The sequence below is a fragment of the Polaribacter sp. OB-PA-B3 genome, from assembly GCF_054589375.1.
In genome coordinates, this window is record NZ_BAAIIX010000001.1 from 596,788 (window position 1) to 613,518 (window position 16,731).

Below are 16,731 nucleotides of genomic sequence, written 5' to 3' on the forward strand. Positions count from 1 at the left end.
AGATATAAAAATGAAGATAATATCTTATAACGTAAACGGAATTAGAGCCGCTTTAAAAAAGGGTTTTATAGAATGGTTAGAAGCTGCACAACCAGATGTACTTTGCATTCAAGAAACAAAAGCACATAAAGAACAATTAGATTTGTCTGTTTTTGAAGATGCAGGTTATAAATATCATTATTGGTTTTCTGCTCAAAAAAAAGGATATTCTTCGGTAGCAATTCTTTGTAAAGAAAAACCAAACCATGTAGCATATGGTACAGGTATAGAATCTATGGATTTTGAAGGTAGAAATCTTCGAGTAGATTTTGATGATGTTTCTGTAATGAGCATGTATTTGCCGTCTGGTACAAATTCTGATAGACTTAGTTATAAGTTTAATTATATGGATGAAATTCATGAATATCTTCATAATTTAAAACAAGAAATACCAAACTTGGTTATTTGTGGTGATTATAATATTTGTCACGAAGAAATAGATATTCATAATCCTAAAATGAAAGGTGTTTCTGGATTTCTACCAGAAGAAAGAACTTGGTTAGGTAATTTTATCAATAATGGTTTTGTAGATAGCTTTCGTTATTTAAATCCAGAGAAACAGCAATATTCTTGGTGGAGTTACAGAGCAAATTCAAGAGCAAATAATAAAGGTTGGCGTTTAGATTATGCAATGGTTACAGCACCTTTAAAAGAAAAGATTTCTAGAGCTTATATTTTATCAGAAGCAAAACATTCCGACCATTGCCCAATTGCAGTAGAATTAGATTTATAGAATTTTAATGAGAAATTTTTTAGTAGTATTTTTTTTAGCAACTAGTGTTTTTGCACAATCACCAAAAGATTCAACTTACAAAAAAATAACAAAAGCAGATTTATTTTCTGACTACGATATTGTTTTGATAGATAGTTTGTTGATGGATTCTAAATACAAGTCTCCGTTATACGAAACATCAACATATATTATAAAAGATGTAGAAAATAAAGACGTTTCTAATGTTGCTTTAACTACAGAAGTTTTAAAAGAGAGATTGCAAAAAGTAAATGCTAAAACACCGTTTCATATTGCGTATAATCCTGCTTTAGAAAAGGTAATAAAGTCTTATTTAAAATATAGAAAAAGATATTATCCTGCTTTAATGGCAAAAGCAGAGTATTATTTTCCGATGTTCGAGCGATACTTAGATCAATTCGATGTTCCTTTAGAAATGAAGTACTTGGCAATTGTAGAATCTGCCTTAGATCCTACAGCTAAATCTAGAGTAGGTGCAACAGGTTTATGGCAATTTATGTACACAACAGGTGTGCAATACAATTTAAAAGTTAGTTCTTATGTAGATGAGCGTCAAGATCCAGTTAGAGCTACTATTGCGGCTTGTAAATATTTATCTAATTTGTATAGTATTTTTGGTGATTGGGATTTGGCTTTGGCAGCATATAATTCGGGTCCTGGTAATGTAGCAAAAGCAATTAAGCGTTCTGGTGGTTATAGAAATTACTGGAATATTCGTCCGTTTTTACCACAAGAAACAGCAAGTTATGTGCCTGCTTTTTATGCTACAATGTATTTGTTTGAATATCAAAAAGAACATAATTTAATTGCGGCACCACCTCAAATTCGTCATTTCGAAACCGATACCATTCGAATAAAAAAAACAATTAGTTTCGATCATGTTTCAGAAACTACCGGTATAAGTTCAGAGTTAATTCAGTTTTTAAATCCTTCATATAAACTAGACATCATTCCTTTTATAGAGGGAAAAAATTATGTAATTACATTGCCTAGAAAGAATACCCTTAATTTCATAGAAAATGAAAATGCAATTTACACCTTAGCTGAGGTAGATGCTTCTAAAAGAGAAAAGCCTTTGCCTAAGTATTTTGAAATGGATAAACGCATTCGTTACAAAGTAAGAAGTGGAGATTTTTTAGGTAAAATAGCAAATAAATTTGGTGTTAGAATTAGTGAAATTAAACGCTGGAACAGATTAAAAAATAGTAGATTAAAAGTTGGGCAACGTTTAAGTATTTATCCAAAGAAATTGGCGATACCTAAATCTTCTGTAAAAGTTTCATCAACCAAAAAAAATACAAAAAGTACTAAAAAAGGTGCATATGACTTGTATACAGTACAAAAGGGAGATTCACTTTGGACTATTTCTAGAAAATTTAAAAATGTTTCTGTAGATCAAATTAAAAAATGGAATGATATTTGGAGTGCAAAAAGTATTAAACCCGGAACCAAACTTAAAATCTATAAAAGTTAATTATGAAAAAAGCATTAATACTATTTGTAACTGCGTTAGTTTTAGTTTCTTGTAAAGGAACAGATAAATACGTACTTAGAGATTCTTTAGGAAAAGTAAACAAAGTTTTAGTTGTAACAAAAGCTAGTGATTGGAACGGAGATTTAGGATCTGAAATAAGAAATTCTTTTGGTGAAATCTTAGTTGGTTTACCACAAGCAGAACCAATACTTTCTGTGTCTCAAATTGCGCCAAATGGTTTTGGTAGTATGATGAAGGTTTCTAGAAACATCATGATTATTGGAGAAGGTAAAAAGGAAGAATTTTACATTAAAAGAAATGTATACGCACAGCCACAAATAATTGTTTATGTGTATGGTACAGATGATGCAAGTATAAGTAAAGTTTTTAATGAGCATAAAAAAGAAATTATGGATGCTTATATAGATTCTGATATAAAAATGACTCAAAAGATTTTTGAAAAGAAAAAATTAGATGAATCTCAATTTGAAACTGTAAAAAACTTAGGTATAACCTTTACTGCGCCAGATAATTATAATAAAGTTGATGATACTGGAGACTTTTTATGGCTAAGACAACATTTATTAAGCGGTATTGCTAAAACTGGTAGTAATAATATTTTGGTGTATAGTGTGCCTTTAGAAGACGAAGAAAAGGTGGCAGAAAACATTGTAAACGTTAGAAACCAAATAGGAGAGAAGTATATACCTGGTACAAATGAAGAAACGATGCATATGATTACAGAAGAAGCGTACACACCTTTTACTTCTGAAATGATTTTAGATGGAAAGAGAACCTTTGAAACAAGAGGTAAATGGGAAGTGAAAAACGATTTTATGGCTGGTCCTTTTTTAAATTACTCTGTAATTGATAAAAAAAATAATAGAATTGTAGTTTTTGAAGGATTTACATATGCGCCTTCTGTGAATAAAAGAGCTTTTATATTCGAATTAGAAGCAATTGCAAAATCAATGAAAATAAAATAACGATACTTCGTTTTAATATTAAAAAAATCCCTTAACAGATTCTGTTAAGGGATTTTTTTTAATAATATATTTAGAGTAAAACAGGTTTAGTATCCTATTTTTTGCCTTACTCTTTTAAGAACCTCATTTGCTGTTTTTGTTGCTTTTTCTGCCCCAATACGTAATGCATCATCAATTTCATTTTTATTATTCATATAATGATGATAACGCTCTCTTACTGTCGCAAATTTTTCTAAAATAAGTTCATACAAAGCCTGTTTAGCATGCCCGTAACCATAATTTCCACCTTCATAATTAGCTCTCATTTCTGCAATTTGAGCATCAGAAGCTAATAACTTATACAAAGCAAAAACATTATCCGTATCTGGGTTTTTAGGATCTTCTAAAGCCAAACTATCAGTTTTTATACCCATAATTTGTTTGCGTAATTTTTTGTCAGTTAAAAAAATATTAATGGTGTTGTTTCTAGATTTACTCATTTTTTCACCATCAATTCCGGGTACTAATTTAGTATGCTCTTGTATTTTAGCTTTTGGTAAAACAAACGTCTCACCAATAATATTATTCATTCTACTAGCTACATCTCTTGTAATTTCTAAATGCTGTAATTGATCTTTACCAACGGGTACAACTTCTGCATCGTATAATAAAATATCTGCAGCCATTAACATTGGGTACGTAAACAAACCTGCATTAACATCTTCTAACCTATCAGCCTTATCTTTAAAACTGTGAGCTAATGTTAATCTTTGAAAAGGAAAATAACAACTTAAATACCAAGTTAACTCTGTAGTTTGCGGTATATCACTTTGTCTATAAAAAACAGTTTTATTAATATCTAAACCACAAGCAAGCCAAGTAGCAGCTGTACTATACGTGTTTTCTCTTAATTCTTCTCCGTTTTTAATTTGCGTTAAAGAATGCATGTCTGCAATAAATAAATAAGCCTCATTTTCTGGGTTATTGGCCATTTCTACAGCAGGTAAAATAGCTCCTAATAAATTACCTAAGTGCGGTGTACCTGTACTTTGTACACCTGTTAAAATTCTTGACATTAATGTGTGTTTTAATTCTTCTTTAAAAAACAAAAATAAGGTTTTGATAAGGATAATCAATAAACAAAAAGAATATTAGTATTTTTGATTGATATGAAATTATTTAAGATTCCTTTATTACTTATTTGGCGTTTATGGTTTTACATTTTAATGTTTGTTTCACTTTTAATTTTTTTTCCTTTTTTACTGATTTTCACATTTAAAGAAGAGCATTATTCTACATTTTGGAAGTTTGCTAGGTTAATTTCTAAGATTTTAATTTACGGAATGGGTTTTCGTTTAGACTTTACGGCAGATCAAGAAATAGATACTGATAAAAGTTATATGTTTTGCCCAAATCATGCCTCTTTGTTAGATCCTTTTGTACTAATTGCAATTAGTAAAAGACCTATTGTTTTTGTTGGAAAAAAGGAATTAGCTAAAATACCGGTGTTTGGGTTTTTCTATAAAAGAACAGTTATAATGGTAGATAGAAGTAGTGTAGAAAGTAGAAAAAGAGTTTTTAAAATGGCGAAGAAAAGACTACAAAACGGTGTAAGTATGGCTATTTTTCCTGAAGGATTAGTGCCAGAAGAAGATGTTGTTTTAGCGCCATTTAAGAAAGGTGCTTTTAGTTTGGCTATTGAGTATGAAATACCCATTGTGCCGCAAGTATATTACGATTGTAAACGTTTTTTTTCTTGGGACATTTTTAAAGGAAAACCAGGGGTTTTGCGTATTCATCAATTTAAGTTTATAGAAACTAAAGGTTTAAATGTATTAGAAGATATGGAAGTTTTGAAAAATAAAACGTACAAGATTATTTTTGAAGCTTTAAAAACTGATAAAAAATACATGAAAGATACAAATAGAAAGAAATGAGCGAAAAATTAAATCCTATTTATACAAGTACCGAGGAAAAACTAAATATTTGGTCTCACGGCTTTGGTTTATTCCTTAGTATAATTGCTTTTCCCTTTTTAATTTTAAAAGCATTTGAATATGCTGGTTTTTGGAAACCCATCAGTTTTGTTATTTATGGTATAAGTATGATTATATTATATGCTGCATCTACTTTTTACCACGCAGCTAAAAATCCAATAAAAAGAAGGCGTTTAAATATTTTTGACCATGCAGCTATTTATGTGTTAATAGCCGGAAGTTATACACCATTTTGTTTGGTAGGCTTAGGTGATTCACTTGGTAATTATATGGTTGTGTTTGTGTGGCTTTTTGCTTTGCTTGGTATTATTCTTAAACTATTTTTTACAGGAAAGTATGATAAATTATCTACGGCAATGTATTTGCTAATGGGGTGGCAAGTTGTTTTTTTTATTTCGCCTTTAATAGATAGTTTGTCTTCGTTTAGTTTAAATTTTCTTTTTTATGGAGGTATTTCTTATAGTGTAGGTGCAATTTTATATTCAATTAGAAAGATGCCTTATAACCATGCGATATTTCATTTGTTTGTTTTGCTAGGAAGTTTTTGTCATTTTTTAGCTATATATAATTTGTAATATACTAGTAAATATTTTTAACTAATTTTTAGGCATTTTATTGACTTTTCTTAAAGATTTATTGTCGATTTGCTTACAATTTCTTAAAATGTAATAATAATTTTGGGAAATGTTAAAAAAAGCTTTAATTTTGTGGCGCTCAAAACGATATTGACTTTTGTTAATTGATTTTTGGGTATTTATAAATTTATTTAGGGGGTAGGTTTATTAAATTTCCTCGAACAGCAAGTTCGAGGTTTTTTTATACCCAATTTTTAAAAGGAAACTTACTTATGTTTGAGTTATAGTACTTTACGTCTCCGGTAACTTCTTTACCCAACCAATTTGGCTTTTCAATTTTTTGATTTTCAGAAGTTAGTTCTACTTCAGCAATTATTAAACCCTTATTATCTCCATTAAATTCATCTACTTCAAAAATTAATGACTGGTAAGAAACCAAATATCGATGTTTTTCTATAATACCTGGTTCGCATAATAAAAATAAACTTTCTGCTTCCATTAAGTCAATTTGTTTTTCCCATTCAAACCTGGTAGTGCCCTCTAAATTAGATTTTCCTTTTATGGTTAAATAAGCCTTGTTATCTGCAATTCTAATCCTTACGGCTCTATTTTTATCAGAATTTAAATAGCCTTGTTTAATATATTTTTTATCGAAACTTTCTTTTTTAAAGTCTAAGTTTTTTACCAAAAACTTTCTTTCTATTTCTATACTCATAAAAGTGTTGTATTTTGTACTAATGTAATGTGTTTTAGCGTTATTGTAACAATAAATAAATATCTTTGATTTATTAATTTATCTTCATGAAAAAAATAGTAACTCTTTATATTTTCATCCTCTCTTCAATAATATATTCTCAAACAGATTATAGTGATTCTTGGGAAGATTTTTACTCTTATAATAATGTTAAAGATTTTACAAAGGTAGATAATGTAATTTATGCATTAGCAGATAATGCTGTTTTTACATACAATCTTTTATCAGGCGATATTAATAAATTATCTTCTGTACAAGGTTTGTCTGGAGAAACTACAACTTCAATTTATTATAACAAAACATATCAAAGATTAATTATTGGTTACGAAAATGGTTTGGTAGAAGTTGTTGATAATGATGGTTCAATTACAATTTCATCAGATATTATTAATTTTAGTCAATCCGGAGAGAAAAGCATCAATCATATATCAGAATACGGTAATAAACTATTTTTAGCAACACCATTTGCAATAGTAGTTTACGATATAGAAAAGTTAGAATTTGGCGATACTTTTTTTATAGGAAACAATTCTACATCAGTAAAAATTAATGAAACATTAGTACATAATGAAATTATCTATGCGGCAACAGATTCTGGTATTTTTAAAGCTGATGTAAATAGTAATTTATTGATAGATTATAATAATTGGCAGCAACAATTTAATGGCAGAAGTTTTAAGTCGATTTCTTTTTTGAACAACTTATATGTGTCGGAAAATAAAAATTTATTTGCGTATGATGGTAGTATTTTAAATCAAATAAGAAGTTTTTCTGAAAATATTGTAGCAATAAAGGCATCAGAAACACATTTAAATATTGCTTTAAATAAAAGTGCAGTTGTATTAAACTCAACCATGGGAATACAGGCAACTTTTAGCTCCAATTCTAGTTTTGATTATAGTGTGAATACTTGTTTTTTTGAGAACAATTTGGCCTACATTGCAACAAAAGAGTTTGGTGTTTTGGTATCAAATATTTCTAACCCTACTAATTACCTAGAAATTCACCCAGAAGGTCCGTTGGCAAACAGTGCTTTTTCTATTGCTTCTGCAAATAATAACTTATGGATTGTTTATGGAGGTTATAATGCTGTTTACGGGCCAACCTTTAACAAGGCAGGATTTAGTCATTTTAACGGAGAAAATTGGGTGAACACTAATTATAATTCTAGCTTTCCGGTAACAGATTTAAGCTATGTAACTATAGATCCTAATCAAGAAAATAAAGTTTACATAAGTTCTTTAGGAGATACAAATAATATAAATAGTGTTGCTACTGGTGGTTTGATGGTAGTAGAAAATGATGAAATTACTACGTTTTATAATCAATTAAATAGTCCGTTAGAAGATATAGAAGCAACAGACCCTAATAGAGTAACTATTAGAATTGTTGGTTCTGCAATAGATAGCCAAGGTAATTTATGGGTAACAAATATTGGTGTACCCAACGAGCTTAAGAAACTATCTACCAATGGGCAATGGTCTAGTTTTGATATGAGTTCTGTAAAAACCAATGCAGCTTTTGGCTTAAGTGAAATGGCAATAGATAGGAATAATAGTATTTGGTATGGTTCTAGAAATAATGGAGTTTTTGTATTTAATGAAAACGGAAACCGTAAGAAATCTTTAATAGCAACACCTAATTTGGGTAATTTACCAGACGCTTCTGTTGTTACCGTTGCGGTAGATAAAAGCAATAGAGTTTGGTTAGGTACAAAATCTGGTTTGGTTGTTTATACAAATGCCTCTGGTGTTTTCGAAGAAACAGTTACTAATGCAAATCCTGTAATTATTTTAGATGACGGAATCCCGAAAAAATTAGGAGGAGACCAAGCAATCAATAGTATTTCTATTGATGGTGCAGATAATAAATGGATTGGTACTGATAATGGAGGCGTTATTTACACAAACCCAAGCGGACAAACTACTTTAGCAAATTTTAGTAAGCAAAACTCACCTTTACCATCTAATAGAATTTTAAAAATTAGTGTAGATACTTCTACGGGTAAAGTATATTTTGCAACAGATAAAGGTATTGTAGCTTATAACAGTAAAGTAGCGCCTTTTGGTGATGTTTTAGGTGAAGTTTACGCGTATCCAAATCCTGCCTTAAAAAATCATGAAACTGTTACAATAGATGGTAGAAACGGCACTCATTTACCAAAAGGAACAAATGTTAAAATTGTAGATGTAGCAGGTAATTTGGTTTATGAAACTAACGTTGTAGAAGGCCAAGAGCTTCAAGGAGGTAAAGTAGTTTGGAACAAAGAAAATTTGTCTGGTAAAAAAGTTGCTTCGGGCATTTATATTGTACTGCTATCTAATGATGATGCATCAGAAACATCTATAACCAAAATAGCAATTGTTAATTAGTAATGGCTGCAATTAAAACAAAAGCTATTGTTTTAAGTAGTTTAAAATATAGCGATACAAGTTTAATAGTTAAATGTTTTACATATGAAGAAGGTGTAAAATCTTACATTATTAAAGGCGTTTTGAAAGCTAAAAAAGGCGGAATCAAAGTTGCTTACTTTCAACCTTTAACACAATTAACAATTGTAGCAAATCATAATAATAAGAGCACTTTAAATACATTAAAAGAAGTTCAAGTTTTAAATCCGTACACTTCTATTTACAGAGATATTGTAAAACAATCTGTTGTGCTATTTATTTCTGAAGTTTTGTCTAACAGTATTCAAGAAGAAGAAAGCAATACAGCATTTTACAATTATTTAGAAGCAGGATTAAATTGGTTAGACTCTCATGATAAAATTGCCAATTTTCATTTGCTTTTTCTTTTAAACGCTTCTCGTTTTTTAGGTTTTTATCCTGATACAACAAATGAGACTTTATTTGGCTTCGATTTATTAAACGGAAGTTTCTCAAAATCAACAGTTGACATAAATGTTATTTCTGGAAACGAATTTTATCAATTTAAAAAGCTGTTAGGCATAAATTTTGATAGTATAGAGAGCGTATCTTTCAGTAAAAATGAAAGGCAAATGGTATTAAAAACCATAATTAGGTATTTTGAATTACATTTGGATGGCTTTAGAAAACCTAAATCATTGCAAATTTTAGAAGCAGTTTTTAATTAATGAAGAAATTTTTACTTACAATCGTTTTTTTTGTCGCAGGTATAACTTATGCACAAGATGTTAAAGTTTTAGACAAGCAAACAGGTAAAATTATTAAAAATGTTAGTGTTTTTAATGATAACCAAACTATTAACCTAACTACTAATAAGTTTGGTTTAATAGATATTTCTGATTTTAAAGAGAACGAATATGTTATTTTCTCTCATTTAGCATATGCCGTTTTAAGAGTTAAAAAATCTGTATTAAAGAACAAAAATTATATCATTTCTTTATCCAAAGAATCTGAACAGTTAGACGAAGTTGTTTTATCTTTATTTAAAAAAGAAGAAAAAACATATAGAATAGCAGAACAGGTTGCGGTTTTAAATTCTAAAGATATTCAAGATATATCACCACAAACGTCTGCAGATTTATTGGCAACAATACCAGGTATAAAAGTTCAAAAATCTCAATTTGGAGGTGGAAGTCCGGTAATTAGGGGAATGGAATCTAATCGTGTTTTATTGGTTGTAGATGGTGTTAGAATGAATAATGCAATTTATAGAAAAGGACATTTGCAAAGTTCTATTACTGTTACACCAAATATTTTAGAGAAAACTGAAGTTGTTTTTGGACCCTCATCTGTTCTTTATGGTTCAGATGCGCTAGGTGGTGTAATTCATTATTATACAAAAACACCAAGGCTATCAGAAGAAAAGGAAGTTAAAAGTCAGTTTTTTTCTAGATTTTCTACTGTTAACCACGAAATTACTACAAATGTTACAGCAGAAATTAGAAACAAAAATTGGGCTTCTTTAACAAGTGTGTCTTATAGTGATTTTGGCGATTTAAAAGCAGGTGAAAATAGAAGACACGGTTTTGATGATTGGGGAAAAGTATTCTTTTATTCGGAAAATGTAAATGGAAACTACAAAGAGAGTCCAACACCAAATTTTGATCCAAATTTGCAAAGAAATACAGGGTACAACCAAACAGATGTTTTACAGAAGTTTTTTGTGCCTTTACATAAAAATGCAGATTTAAAAATTAATTTACAATATTCCACTACATCAGATATACCAAGATTTGATAGGTTAACAGAGTTAAGCGGTGGCGAATTAAAATTTGCAGAATGGTATTATGGGCCACAAGATAGATTGTTAATTTCATCTCAATTATTATTTGATGCTAACAAAAATTGGCTAGAAAAAGGAGTTGTTACTGCAGCTTATCAAAATTTGCAAGAAAGCAGAATTCAAAGAAAATTTGGTAGCTTAAAGCGTTCTTACAGAGAAGAATCTGTAGATATTTTTAGTTTGAACGGAGATTTTTCTGTCTCTTTAACAGAAGACAAAAAAAGAACACTTTCTTATGGTTTTGAATTGGCATATAATGATGTTGGTTCAAATTCTTACGGAAGAGAACTAAATATTGAAAACAATCAAATTAATGGCTTTTCTAACAGTTTTAAAGTACAATCTCGTTATCCTGATGGTGGCAGTAGTTATTTAAGTTCTGCAGTTTATGTAGATTATAGACAAGATCTTAGTGCTAAATCTACTTTAAATTCTGGAATAAGATTTACAAACACACATTTAGAAGCTAAATGGATAGATCAAACATTTATTCAGCTACCAGAAAAAGATATCGAAGCAAATCATTCTGCAGTTACTGCTACTTTAGGTTACGTTTTTAAACCCAATAAGAATTGGCAAATAAACAGCGTCTTATCATCTGGTTTTAGGTCTCCAAACATAGATGATGTAGGTAGAGTTCGAGAAAAATCTGGCAATGTTACCGTGCCAAATATAAATGTTACACCAGAGTATGCGTATAGTGCAGAACTAGGCATTCAAAAATACTTTAATAACAAAAGATTCCGATTTGGTGCAAATGTTTATTACACATTATTAGATAATTACATTCAGAGAGATTTTGTTTATGATGCAGACGGTAGTGTACAACAAGTAGAGTTTGATGGTGAATTTGGTAACGCAGTTTCTAATCAAAACAAAGAAACAGCCTACATAACTGGGTTTACTGCAAATTATTTAGGTAAAATTTCTGATGTTTGGAATACAACAGGCTTTATTACCTATACAAAAGGGCGTACTTATGATACAGATGAACCAATGTCTTCAATTCCGCCATTATTTGGCCAGTTTGGTATAAACTATAAAGTAAATAAAATAGAATTAGGTGCAGCTGTTAGATTTAATGCAAAAAAAGATATAGAAGATTTTAATATTACAGAAGGTATCGATAACCACGATTTAACACCTGTTGTTAATGAAAACGGTGCTACAGAAACAGATATTTATTTTGGCACACCAAGTTGGGCAACTTTAGGCTTAAATGGTAAATATGCAGTTAATAATAATATATCTGTGCAAGCAAGATTAGATAATTTGTTAGACGAACATTATATAGAGTTTGCTTCTGGTGTTGCTTCTCCTGGTAGAAATTTATCAATCTCTTTAATGGCTACTTTTTAAGCTTTTTCTTTTTACCTTCATCAGTAAAGTTTTCGTTTAAAGCTTTTTCTGTTTTTACGATACTTACAATTACAGATAAAAATACAAATGCCATTGGTTGCCAAGTTAAATTAGCGTTTAATAAAGTGGTAAAAGCTAAACAAGCAATAAAAGACAAACCTGCATAAATTAATAAACTTCTATTAAAAGTACTGTTTGCAAAATCCCAAATTTGCTGATTTTGCATTGCTTTAGGTGTTTTGTATCCGTAGATACTATTAATTTTTTTCGGTGGAAATTTCCAAAATATTATACTCAATAAAAATAGTAAACCGTTGGTTGTTAATATGTATAATAAAGCATCATTCATAATTATTTTCTCTTTTTTGGTCTTAACAACCCTTCTTGTGCAAAAGAAGCTATTAATTTTCCTTTTCTTGTAAAAATATTTCCTCTAGATAAACCTCTAGCACCAAAAGCATTTGGTGATTCTGCTGTAAAGAGCATCCAATCATTAAAATCAAAATCTCTAAAAAACCACATAGAATGGTCTAAACTAGCAGTTTGCGTGTTTCCAAAATTATGCTTACTTGCATTTGGGTTAAAAGCAGCATTAAGTATGTTGTAATCAGAAATATAGGTAAGAATTTCTAACTTAGTTCTAAAATCTAATTTTTGCGACTCTCCTTTTAAGCGAAACCAAACTTGCTCTGTAGGTGGTAAGTTTTTTGGATCTAAAGGATTAGGAACTCTAACAGGTTTAAACTCTATTGGTCTTTTTACGTTTAAAAATTCTTTAGTTGATTTTGGTAAAAAATCTCCAAATTTATCAAGCATATCATCCCAACTTAAAAGTTCTTCTGGTTGTTTAATGTCTTTGTTAAAGTTTGCTTGATGCTCAAAACCATCTTCTTGTTGATGAAAAGACGCTGCTAGTATAAAAATCGTTTTATTGTGTTGTATAGCCGTTACCCTTCTTGTAGAAAAGCTTCCGCCATTTCTAACTTCTTCCACTTTATAATTAATAGGTACGCTTAAATCTCCTGCTTCCAAAAAATAACCATGTAAAGAATGTAAAAATCTATTTTCTGGAATTGTTTTATGAGCAGCATTAACAGCTTGTGCTAAAACTTGTCCGCCAAAAACTTGCGGACTACCAATAGTATAACTATTTCCACTAAATATATTTTCGCCTACTTTTTCTAGATTTAAAAGGTTTATTAATTCTTGTATAGTTTGCATTTAACTTTGTTTTTTAAAAGGAAATTTTTGTTGAAAAGGAGTTGGTTGAACTCTTTGCAAAAATAACTTTAAAATTTTGTTTTTTATGGTTTTCTTGTGACGAAGATACATTGTTAAATTTTGTGGTGTTGCACCTACAGAACTTTTAATTTCGCTTGCTGTTCGTCCATAATTAATAGTATTTAACTTATGTTTTATAGCAATTTCTATATAAGTGTATAGCATTCTTTGATAAATAGCAAATTCTCTGTTTAATTGATAATCGATACCAACAAAATGTGCATCTAAAGTACTTTTATTAATAACGCCAGATATAAAACCTACCACTTTGTTGTTTAAACGAAACGTTTTTAAAATATAATTTTCACCCAACTTTTCTTTTAAATTTACATAAGTTTCTAAATTAAAATCTACCAAATTAAAACTAGCATTGGTTGCTACTTTGGTGTATAATGATTTAATTTTAGGTAAAATATTTTCTACGGATGCAAGTGTAACATCTTCAATTACCAATTCTTTACTCTGTTTAAACGCTTTTTTTGCCTTTACTCTAAATTTCGTTTTTAAAGCCGCTAAATAATCATCAAAATTTAACCAATTTGTATTCAGTTTTAAAACCATATTTGGTTCTACAGAAAAAGGATGATAATTGTATGTTTTTAAACCGTTAGTAATATTTAAAGAAGCATCGATAAAATCTTTTATTAAAAAAGCATCGATTTGTTTTTTTAATTTTTTATCAGAATCTACATAATGATAAATGCTTTTAGCCAGTTCTTTAACAACAGCTTTTTTATCTTGATTGTTTTTGATGAAGACACCATGTTCTCCGCTAACAAATGTGTTGCCACAAATCAATAATTTTAATGGTTTTTTGTATGGAAAAAGATGCAGTTTTCTACCAATATTCTTTAAGAAATCAAAATTATCTTTTATAGATTTTAAATGAAAGTCTACTATTTTTAAGCTAGCAAATGCTATAGGATTTTTAAAATTATCAACTAAAATTACGTAAGAAAATGTAATATTTGGATGATTTATTTCTAAAGATTTTAAAAAATTAGGATTAAAATATAGATTATCTAAACATCCTAATTCTTTTAGGGTTTTAGACGGAATTTCATCAATAGAAGAGAAATAAAGTGCGGTATTTGTGTTTGTACAACAAATCAAATTAATTCATATAATGATTTAAGTTTTCTGGCCCTTCTAAAATGGTTCTTTGTATTTGCATAGTGCCATCACTGTTGGTTATTATGTGCCATTTTATAAGTGTGATTTTGTTGTTTTCTATTTCAATACCTGTTATAGATCTTGGGTGAACACAACTACCATCATTAAAAAACGGGATTTCGCTTTTATCAGGAAAACGTGGTCTGTGGGTGTGACCTGTAATCATCATTTGATTGTTATTTTCCATAATCCATTTTTCTAACTTATGTTCTACTTTTATACGTTCTTTAAAATTTTGAGCCGGACTTGTAGGGTCTGAAAAACCTAGGATTTGTAATGGTTTCCATAACGTTTTTACTAAAAAGCTGCTCAATCTCCAAAAAACATAATTAAACCAATCTGCTTGATGTCCGTGTAATAGAAAAATTCCTTTTCCACTACTTTCTTCTTCTAAAATTATTGCTTCAGAAAAAGATGCACCAATTAGTAGCTCTTTTTGTGTGTCTGTTACAGAGTCGTAATAATAATGTAAATTCTTACGAATTATTGCAGGGTTTTTATATTTCATGTCATGATTTCCCCAAATAAAATGCAATCTATTTTTATCATTAAATTTCTTAAGCAACAAGTAAATGTGTTTATTTGCTCTAAAAATTCTTTCAAAACGTCGGTTTTCCCATAACTCGTCGCCATCACCTAATTCTATGTAAGTAAAATTATTAGTGTAGTAATGTTCTAAGGCGTGCTTAAACATGTTTCTATTTCTAGCAAAATCGTCTGCAAAGCCATTATTACCTCTATGAGAATCACTAAAAAATACAAATTTAGAATCTGCATTAAAGCAAATTCTTTTAGCATTTTTATAAGCACGAGAAATCCTTTTATTAGAAGACATTTTTACAGATTTTAAAGTTATAAAGATGCTAAAAAAAAGTGAGGTTTTATAAATACGAGTTTTATTTGTAAATTATAACGTTTCTTTAACATAGTTGGTTTTAAACTTTACCAAATAGCTAGAGTCATAAAAAGTATCTTTGTGCCAACCACAAGAAAACTTTTTACGAACTATTAAAAAGTGAAACAAAACCAATTATGAGAAAAGTTATTCTAGCCATTCTAGGAGTATTGAGTATTGCAGGAGCAATATTATTAGGAAATTACCTTATTGATAAAAATCAAAAACCAAAACCAAAATTTAATAAACAGATTAAAACTGTATTTGTAGAAAATGTAGAAAATAAAGAAATTCCTATTATTTTATCTGCTAGCGGAAATTTAACTGCAAAAAATAAAATAGAAATTTTCTCTGAAGTACAAGGTGTTTTAAAAACTTCAAATAAATTATTTAAACCAGGTACCAATTATTACAGAGGCGAAACACTTTTAAGTCTTAATAATGATGAATTTTACGCTAGTTTACAATCTCAAAAAAGTAATTTATACAATTTAATTACTGCTATTTTACCAGATTTAAGGTTAGATTATCCGAACGAGTTTAGTAAGTGGGAAACTTATTTAAAAGGCTTTAATATGAATAATTCTACACCTAAAATACCAAAATTTTCTTCGGATAAAGAAAAGTATTTTATCTCTGGTAGAGGTATTATAACAGCATATTATAATGTAAAAAATTTAGAAGTTCGTTTGTCTAAATATAAAATTAGGGCACCTTTTTCTGGTGTTTTAACAGAAGCACTTGTTAGTCCGGGTTCTTTGGTAAGAGTTGGGCAAAAGTTAGGCGAGTTTATCGACCCAAGTGTTTACGAAATGGAAGTTTCTATAAATTCTGAATTTGCAGATTTATTAAAAGTAGGCAATTCTGTAACATTATCAAACCTAGAAAAAACAAAAGAATATACAGGTAAAGTAGTTCGAGTAAATGGTAAAGTAGATCAGGTTTCGCAAACAATAAAAGCTTTTATAGATGTAAAACATAAAGAGCTAAAAGAAGGGATGTTTTTAGAAGCAAATTTAGTAGCCAAATCAGAATCTGATGCAATTGAAATACCTAGAAAATTGTTAATAGATAATACCGCGATTTATACAGTTAAAAACGATAGTATTTTAAGTTTAGTTTCTGTGCAACCAGTATATTTTGGAACAGATAAAGTTGTAATTAAAGGTGTAGAAAATGATGCAAAAATTTTAACACAAACTTTACCAGGAGCTTTCGACGGAATGATTGTAAAAATTAATAAAAAGAAGTAAACT

General features: G+C 29.3%; 15 protein-coding genes. 9 read left to right on the forward strand and 6 right to left on the reverse strand.

What is annotated here, in order from left to right; genetic code table 11:
- Nucleotides 1–10: 10 nt before the first annotated feature.
- The 3 genes from ACYPV9_RS02525 to ACYPV9_RS02535 are packed head-to-tail and all read left to right on the forward strand — an operon-like array spanning nt 11 to nt 3,250.
- Nucleotides 11–772, forward strand: coding sequence for an exodeoxyribonuclease III (locus ACYPV9_RS02525; RefSeq protein ID WP_299062486.1), 762 nt, complete (start codon nt 11–13; stop codon nt 770–772).
- A 7-nt stretch (nt 773–779) separates the two neighbouring features.
- Nucleotides 780–2,264, forward strand: coding sequence for a lytic transglycosylase domain-containing protein (locus tag ACYPV9_RS02530; protein WP_459741487.1), 1,485 nt, complete (start codon nt 780–782; stop codon nt 2,262–2,264).
- Between the two features lie 2 nt (nt 2,265–2,266).
- Nucleotides 2,267–3,250, forward strand: a complete 984-nt coding sequence (locus ACYPV9_RS02535) for a DUF4837 family protein (RefSeq protein ID WP_459741488.1) — start codon at nt 2,267–2,269, stop codon at nt 3,248–3,250.
- Nucleotides 3,251–3,336: 86 nt separating this feature from the next.
- Here the strand turns inward: ACYPV9_RS02535 and trpS are convergent, their stop codons facing one another.
- Nucleotides 3,337–4,305, reverse strand: coding sequence for a tryptophan--tRNA ligase (trpS, locus tag ACYPV9_RS02540; RefSeq protein ID WP_299062478.1), 969 nt, complete (start codon nt 4,303–4,305; stop codon nt 3,337–3,339).
- A gap of 93 nt (nt 4,306–4,398) precedes the next feature.
- On the opposite strand from trpS, the gene ACYPV9_RS02545 reads away from it, so the two are divergent.
- Both ACYPV9_RS02545 and trhA read left to right on the forward strand, forming a co-directional pair.
- Nucleotides 4,399–5,166 (forward strand): lysophospholipid acyltransferase family protein, encoded by a 768-nt coding sequence (locus ACYPV9_RS02545; protein WP_459741489.1) that lies wholly within the window; start codon nt 4,399–4,401, stop codon nt 5,164–5,166.
- Nucleotides 5,163–5,801, forward strand: coding sequence for a PAQR family membrane homeostasis protein TrhA (trhA, locus tag ACYPV9_RS02550; protein WP_459741490.1), 639 nt, complete (start codon nt 5,163–5,165; stop codon nt 5,799–5,801). The genes ACYPV9_RS02545 and trhA overlap by 4 nt, the downstream gene beginning before the upstream one ends.
- A gap of 241 nt (nt 5,802–6,042) precedes the next feature.
- Here trhA and ACYPV9_RS02555 read toward each other — a convergent pair whose 3' ends face one another.
- Nucleotides 6,043–6,516, reverse strand: coding sequence for a CYTH domain-containing protein (locus ACYPV9_RS02555; protein WP_459741491.1), 474 nt, complete (start codon nt 6,514–6,516; stop codon nt 6,043–6,045).
- An 86-nt stretch (nt 6,517–6,602) separates the two neighbouring features.
- On the opposite strand from ACYPV9_RS02555, the gene porZ reads away from it, so the two are divergent.
- The 3 genes from porZ to ACYPV9_RS02570 are packed head-to-tail and all read left to right on the forward strand — an operon-like array spanning nt 6,603 to nt 12,126.
- Entirely contained in the window at nt 6,603–8,927 is a 2,325-nt protein-coding gene (gene porZ, locus ACYPV9_RS02560) for a type IX secretion system anionic LPS delivery protein PorZ (RefSeq protein WP_459741492.1), read from the forward strand.
- A gap of 2 nt (nt 8,928–8,929) precedes the next feature.
- The gene (gene recO, locus ACYPV9_RS02565; RefSeq protein ID WP_299062461.1) at nt 8,930–9,652 is read left to right on the forward strand and encodes a DNA repair protein RecO; all 723 of its coding nucleotides are present in this window, start codon (nt 8,930–8,932) and stop codon (nt 9,650–9,652) included.
- Nucleotides 9,652–12,126, forward strand: a complete 2,475-nt coding sequence (locus ACYPV9_RS02570; RefSeq protein WP_459741493.1) for a TonB-dependent receptor — start codon at nt 9,652–9,654, stop codon at nt 12,124–12,126. Before recO ends, ACYPV9_RS02570 begins: the two co-directional genes overlap by 1 nt.
- On the opposite strand, the gene ACYPV9_RS02575 is transcribed toward ACYPV9_RS02570, so the two are convergent.
- Genes ACYPV9_RS02575 through ACYPV9_RS02590 form a run of 4 tightly spaced genes read right to left on the reverse strand, consistent with a single transcriptional unit; the run spans nt 12,116 to nt 15,415 of the window.
- A complete protein-coding gene (locus ACYPV9_RS02575; protein WP_077810379.1) occupies nt 12,116–12,475 on the reverse strand; it encodes an SdpI family protein in 360 nt (119 codons plus the stop codon). The genes ACYPV9_RS02570 and ACYPV9_RS02575 overlap by 11 nt on opposite strands.
- Nucleotides 12,476–12,477: 2 nt before the next feature.
- On the reverse strand, nt 12,478–13,347 hold the full coding sequence (locus ACYPV9_RS02580) for an acyl-CoA thioesterase (protein WP_459741494.1): 870 nt from the start codon (nt 13,345–13,347) through the stop codon (nt 12,478–12,480).
- Nucleotides 13,348–14,520: a GNAT family N-acetyltransferase gene (locus ACYPV9_RS02585; protein WP_459741495.1), complete on the reverse strand. Its 1,173-nt coding sequence runs from the start codon at nt 14,518–14,520 to the stop codon at nt 13,348–13,350.
- Between the two features lies 1 nt (nt 14,521).
- Nucleotides 14,522–15,415: a metallophosphoesterase gene (locus ACYPV9_RS02590; protein WP_459741496.1), complete on the reverse strand. Its 894-nt coding sequence runs from the start codon at nt 15,413–15,415 to the stop codon at nt 14,522–14,524.
- Between the two features lie 197 nt (nt 15,416–15,612).
- Here ACYPV9_RS02590 and ACYPV9_RS02595 point away from each other — a divergent pair, with 197 nt between their 5' ends.
- A complete protein-coding gene (locus tag ACYPV9_RS02595; RefSeq protein WP_299062446.1) occupies nt 15,613–16,728 on the forward strand; it encodes an efflux RND transporter periplasmic adaptor subunit in 1,116 nt (371 codons plus the stop codon).
- Nucleotides 16,729–16,731: the final 3 nt, after the last annotated feature.

What these genes read in the sequence shown, in the direction of transcription:
- ACYPV9_RS02525 (WP_299062486.1), top strand. Translation starts at nt 11, where the DNA reads ATGAAGATAATATCTTATAACGTAAACGGAATTAGAGCCGCTTTAAAA.
- ACYPV9_RS02530 (WP_459741487.1), top strand. Translation starts at nt 780, where the DNA reads ATGAGAAATTTTTTAGTAGTATTTTTTTTAGCAACTAGTGTTTTTGCA.
- ACYPV9_RS02535 (WP_459741488.1), top strand. Translation starts at nt 2,267, where the DNA reads ATGAAAAAAGCATTAATACTATTTGTAACTGCGTTAGTTTTAGTTTCT.
- trpS (WP_299062478.1), bottom strand. Translation starts at nt 4,305, where the DNA reads ATGTCAAGAATTTTAACAGGTGTACAAAGTACAGGTACACCGCACTTA.
- ACYPV9_RS02545 (WP_459741489.1), top strand. Translation starts at nt 4,399, where the DNA reads ATGAAATTATTTAAGATTCCTTTATTACTTATTTGGCGTTTATGGTTT.
- trhA (WP_459741490.1), top strand. Translation starts at nt 5,163, where the DNA reads ATGAGCGAAAAATTAAATCCTATTTATACAAGTACCGAGGAAAAACTA.
- ACYPV9_RS02555 (WP_459741491.1), bottom strand. Translation starts at nt 6,516, where the DNA reads ATGAGTATAGAAATAGAAAGAAAGTTTTTGGTAAAAAACTTAGACTTT.
- porZ (WP_459741492.1), top strand. Translation starts at nt 6,603, where the DNA reads ATGAAAAAAATAGTAACTCTTTATATTTTCATCCTCTCTTCAATAATA.
- recO (WP_299062461.1), top strand. Translation starts at nt 8,930, where the DNA reads ATGGCTGCAATTAAAACAAAAGCTATTGTTTTAAGTAGTTTAAAATAT.
- ACYPV9_RS02570 (WP_459741493.1), top strand. Translation starts at nt 9,652, where the DNA reads ATGAAGAAATTTTTACTTACAATCGTTTTTTTTGTCGCAGGTATAACT.
- ACYPV9_RS02575 (WP_077810379.1), bottom strand. Translation starts at nt 12,475, where the DNA reads ATGAATGATGCTTTATTATACATATTAACAACCAACGGTTTACTATTT.
- ACYPV9_RS02580 (WP_459741494.1), bottom strand. Translation starts at nt 13,347, where the DNA reads ATGCAAACTATACAAGAATTAATAAACCTTTTAAATCTAGAAAAAGTA.
- ACYPV9_RS02590 (WP_459741496.1), bottom strand. Translation starts at nt 15,415, where the DNA reads ATGTCTTCTAATAAAAGGATTTCTCGTGCTTATAAAAATGCTAAAAGA.
- ACYPV9_RS02595 (WP_299062446.1), top strand. Translation starts at nt 15,613, where the DNA reads ATGAGAAAAGTTATTCTAGCCATTCTAGGAGTATTGAGTATTGCAGGA.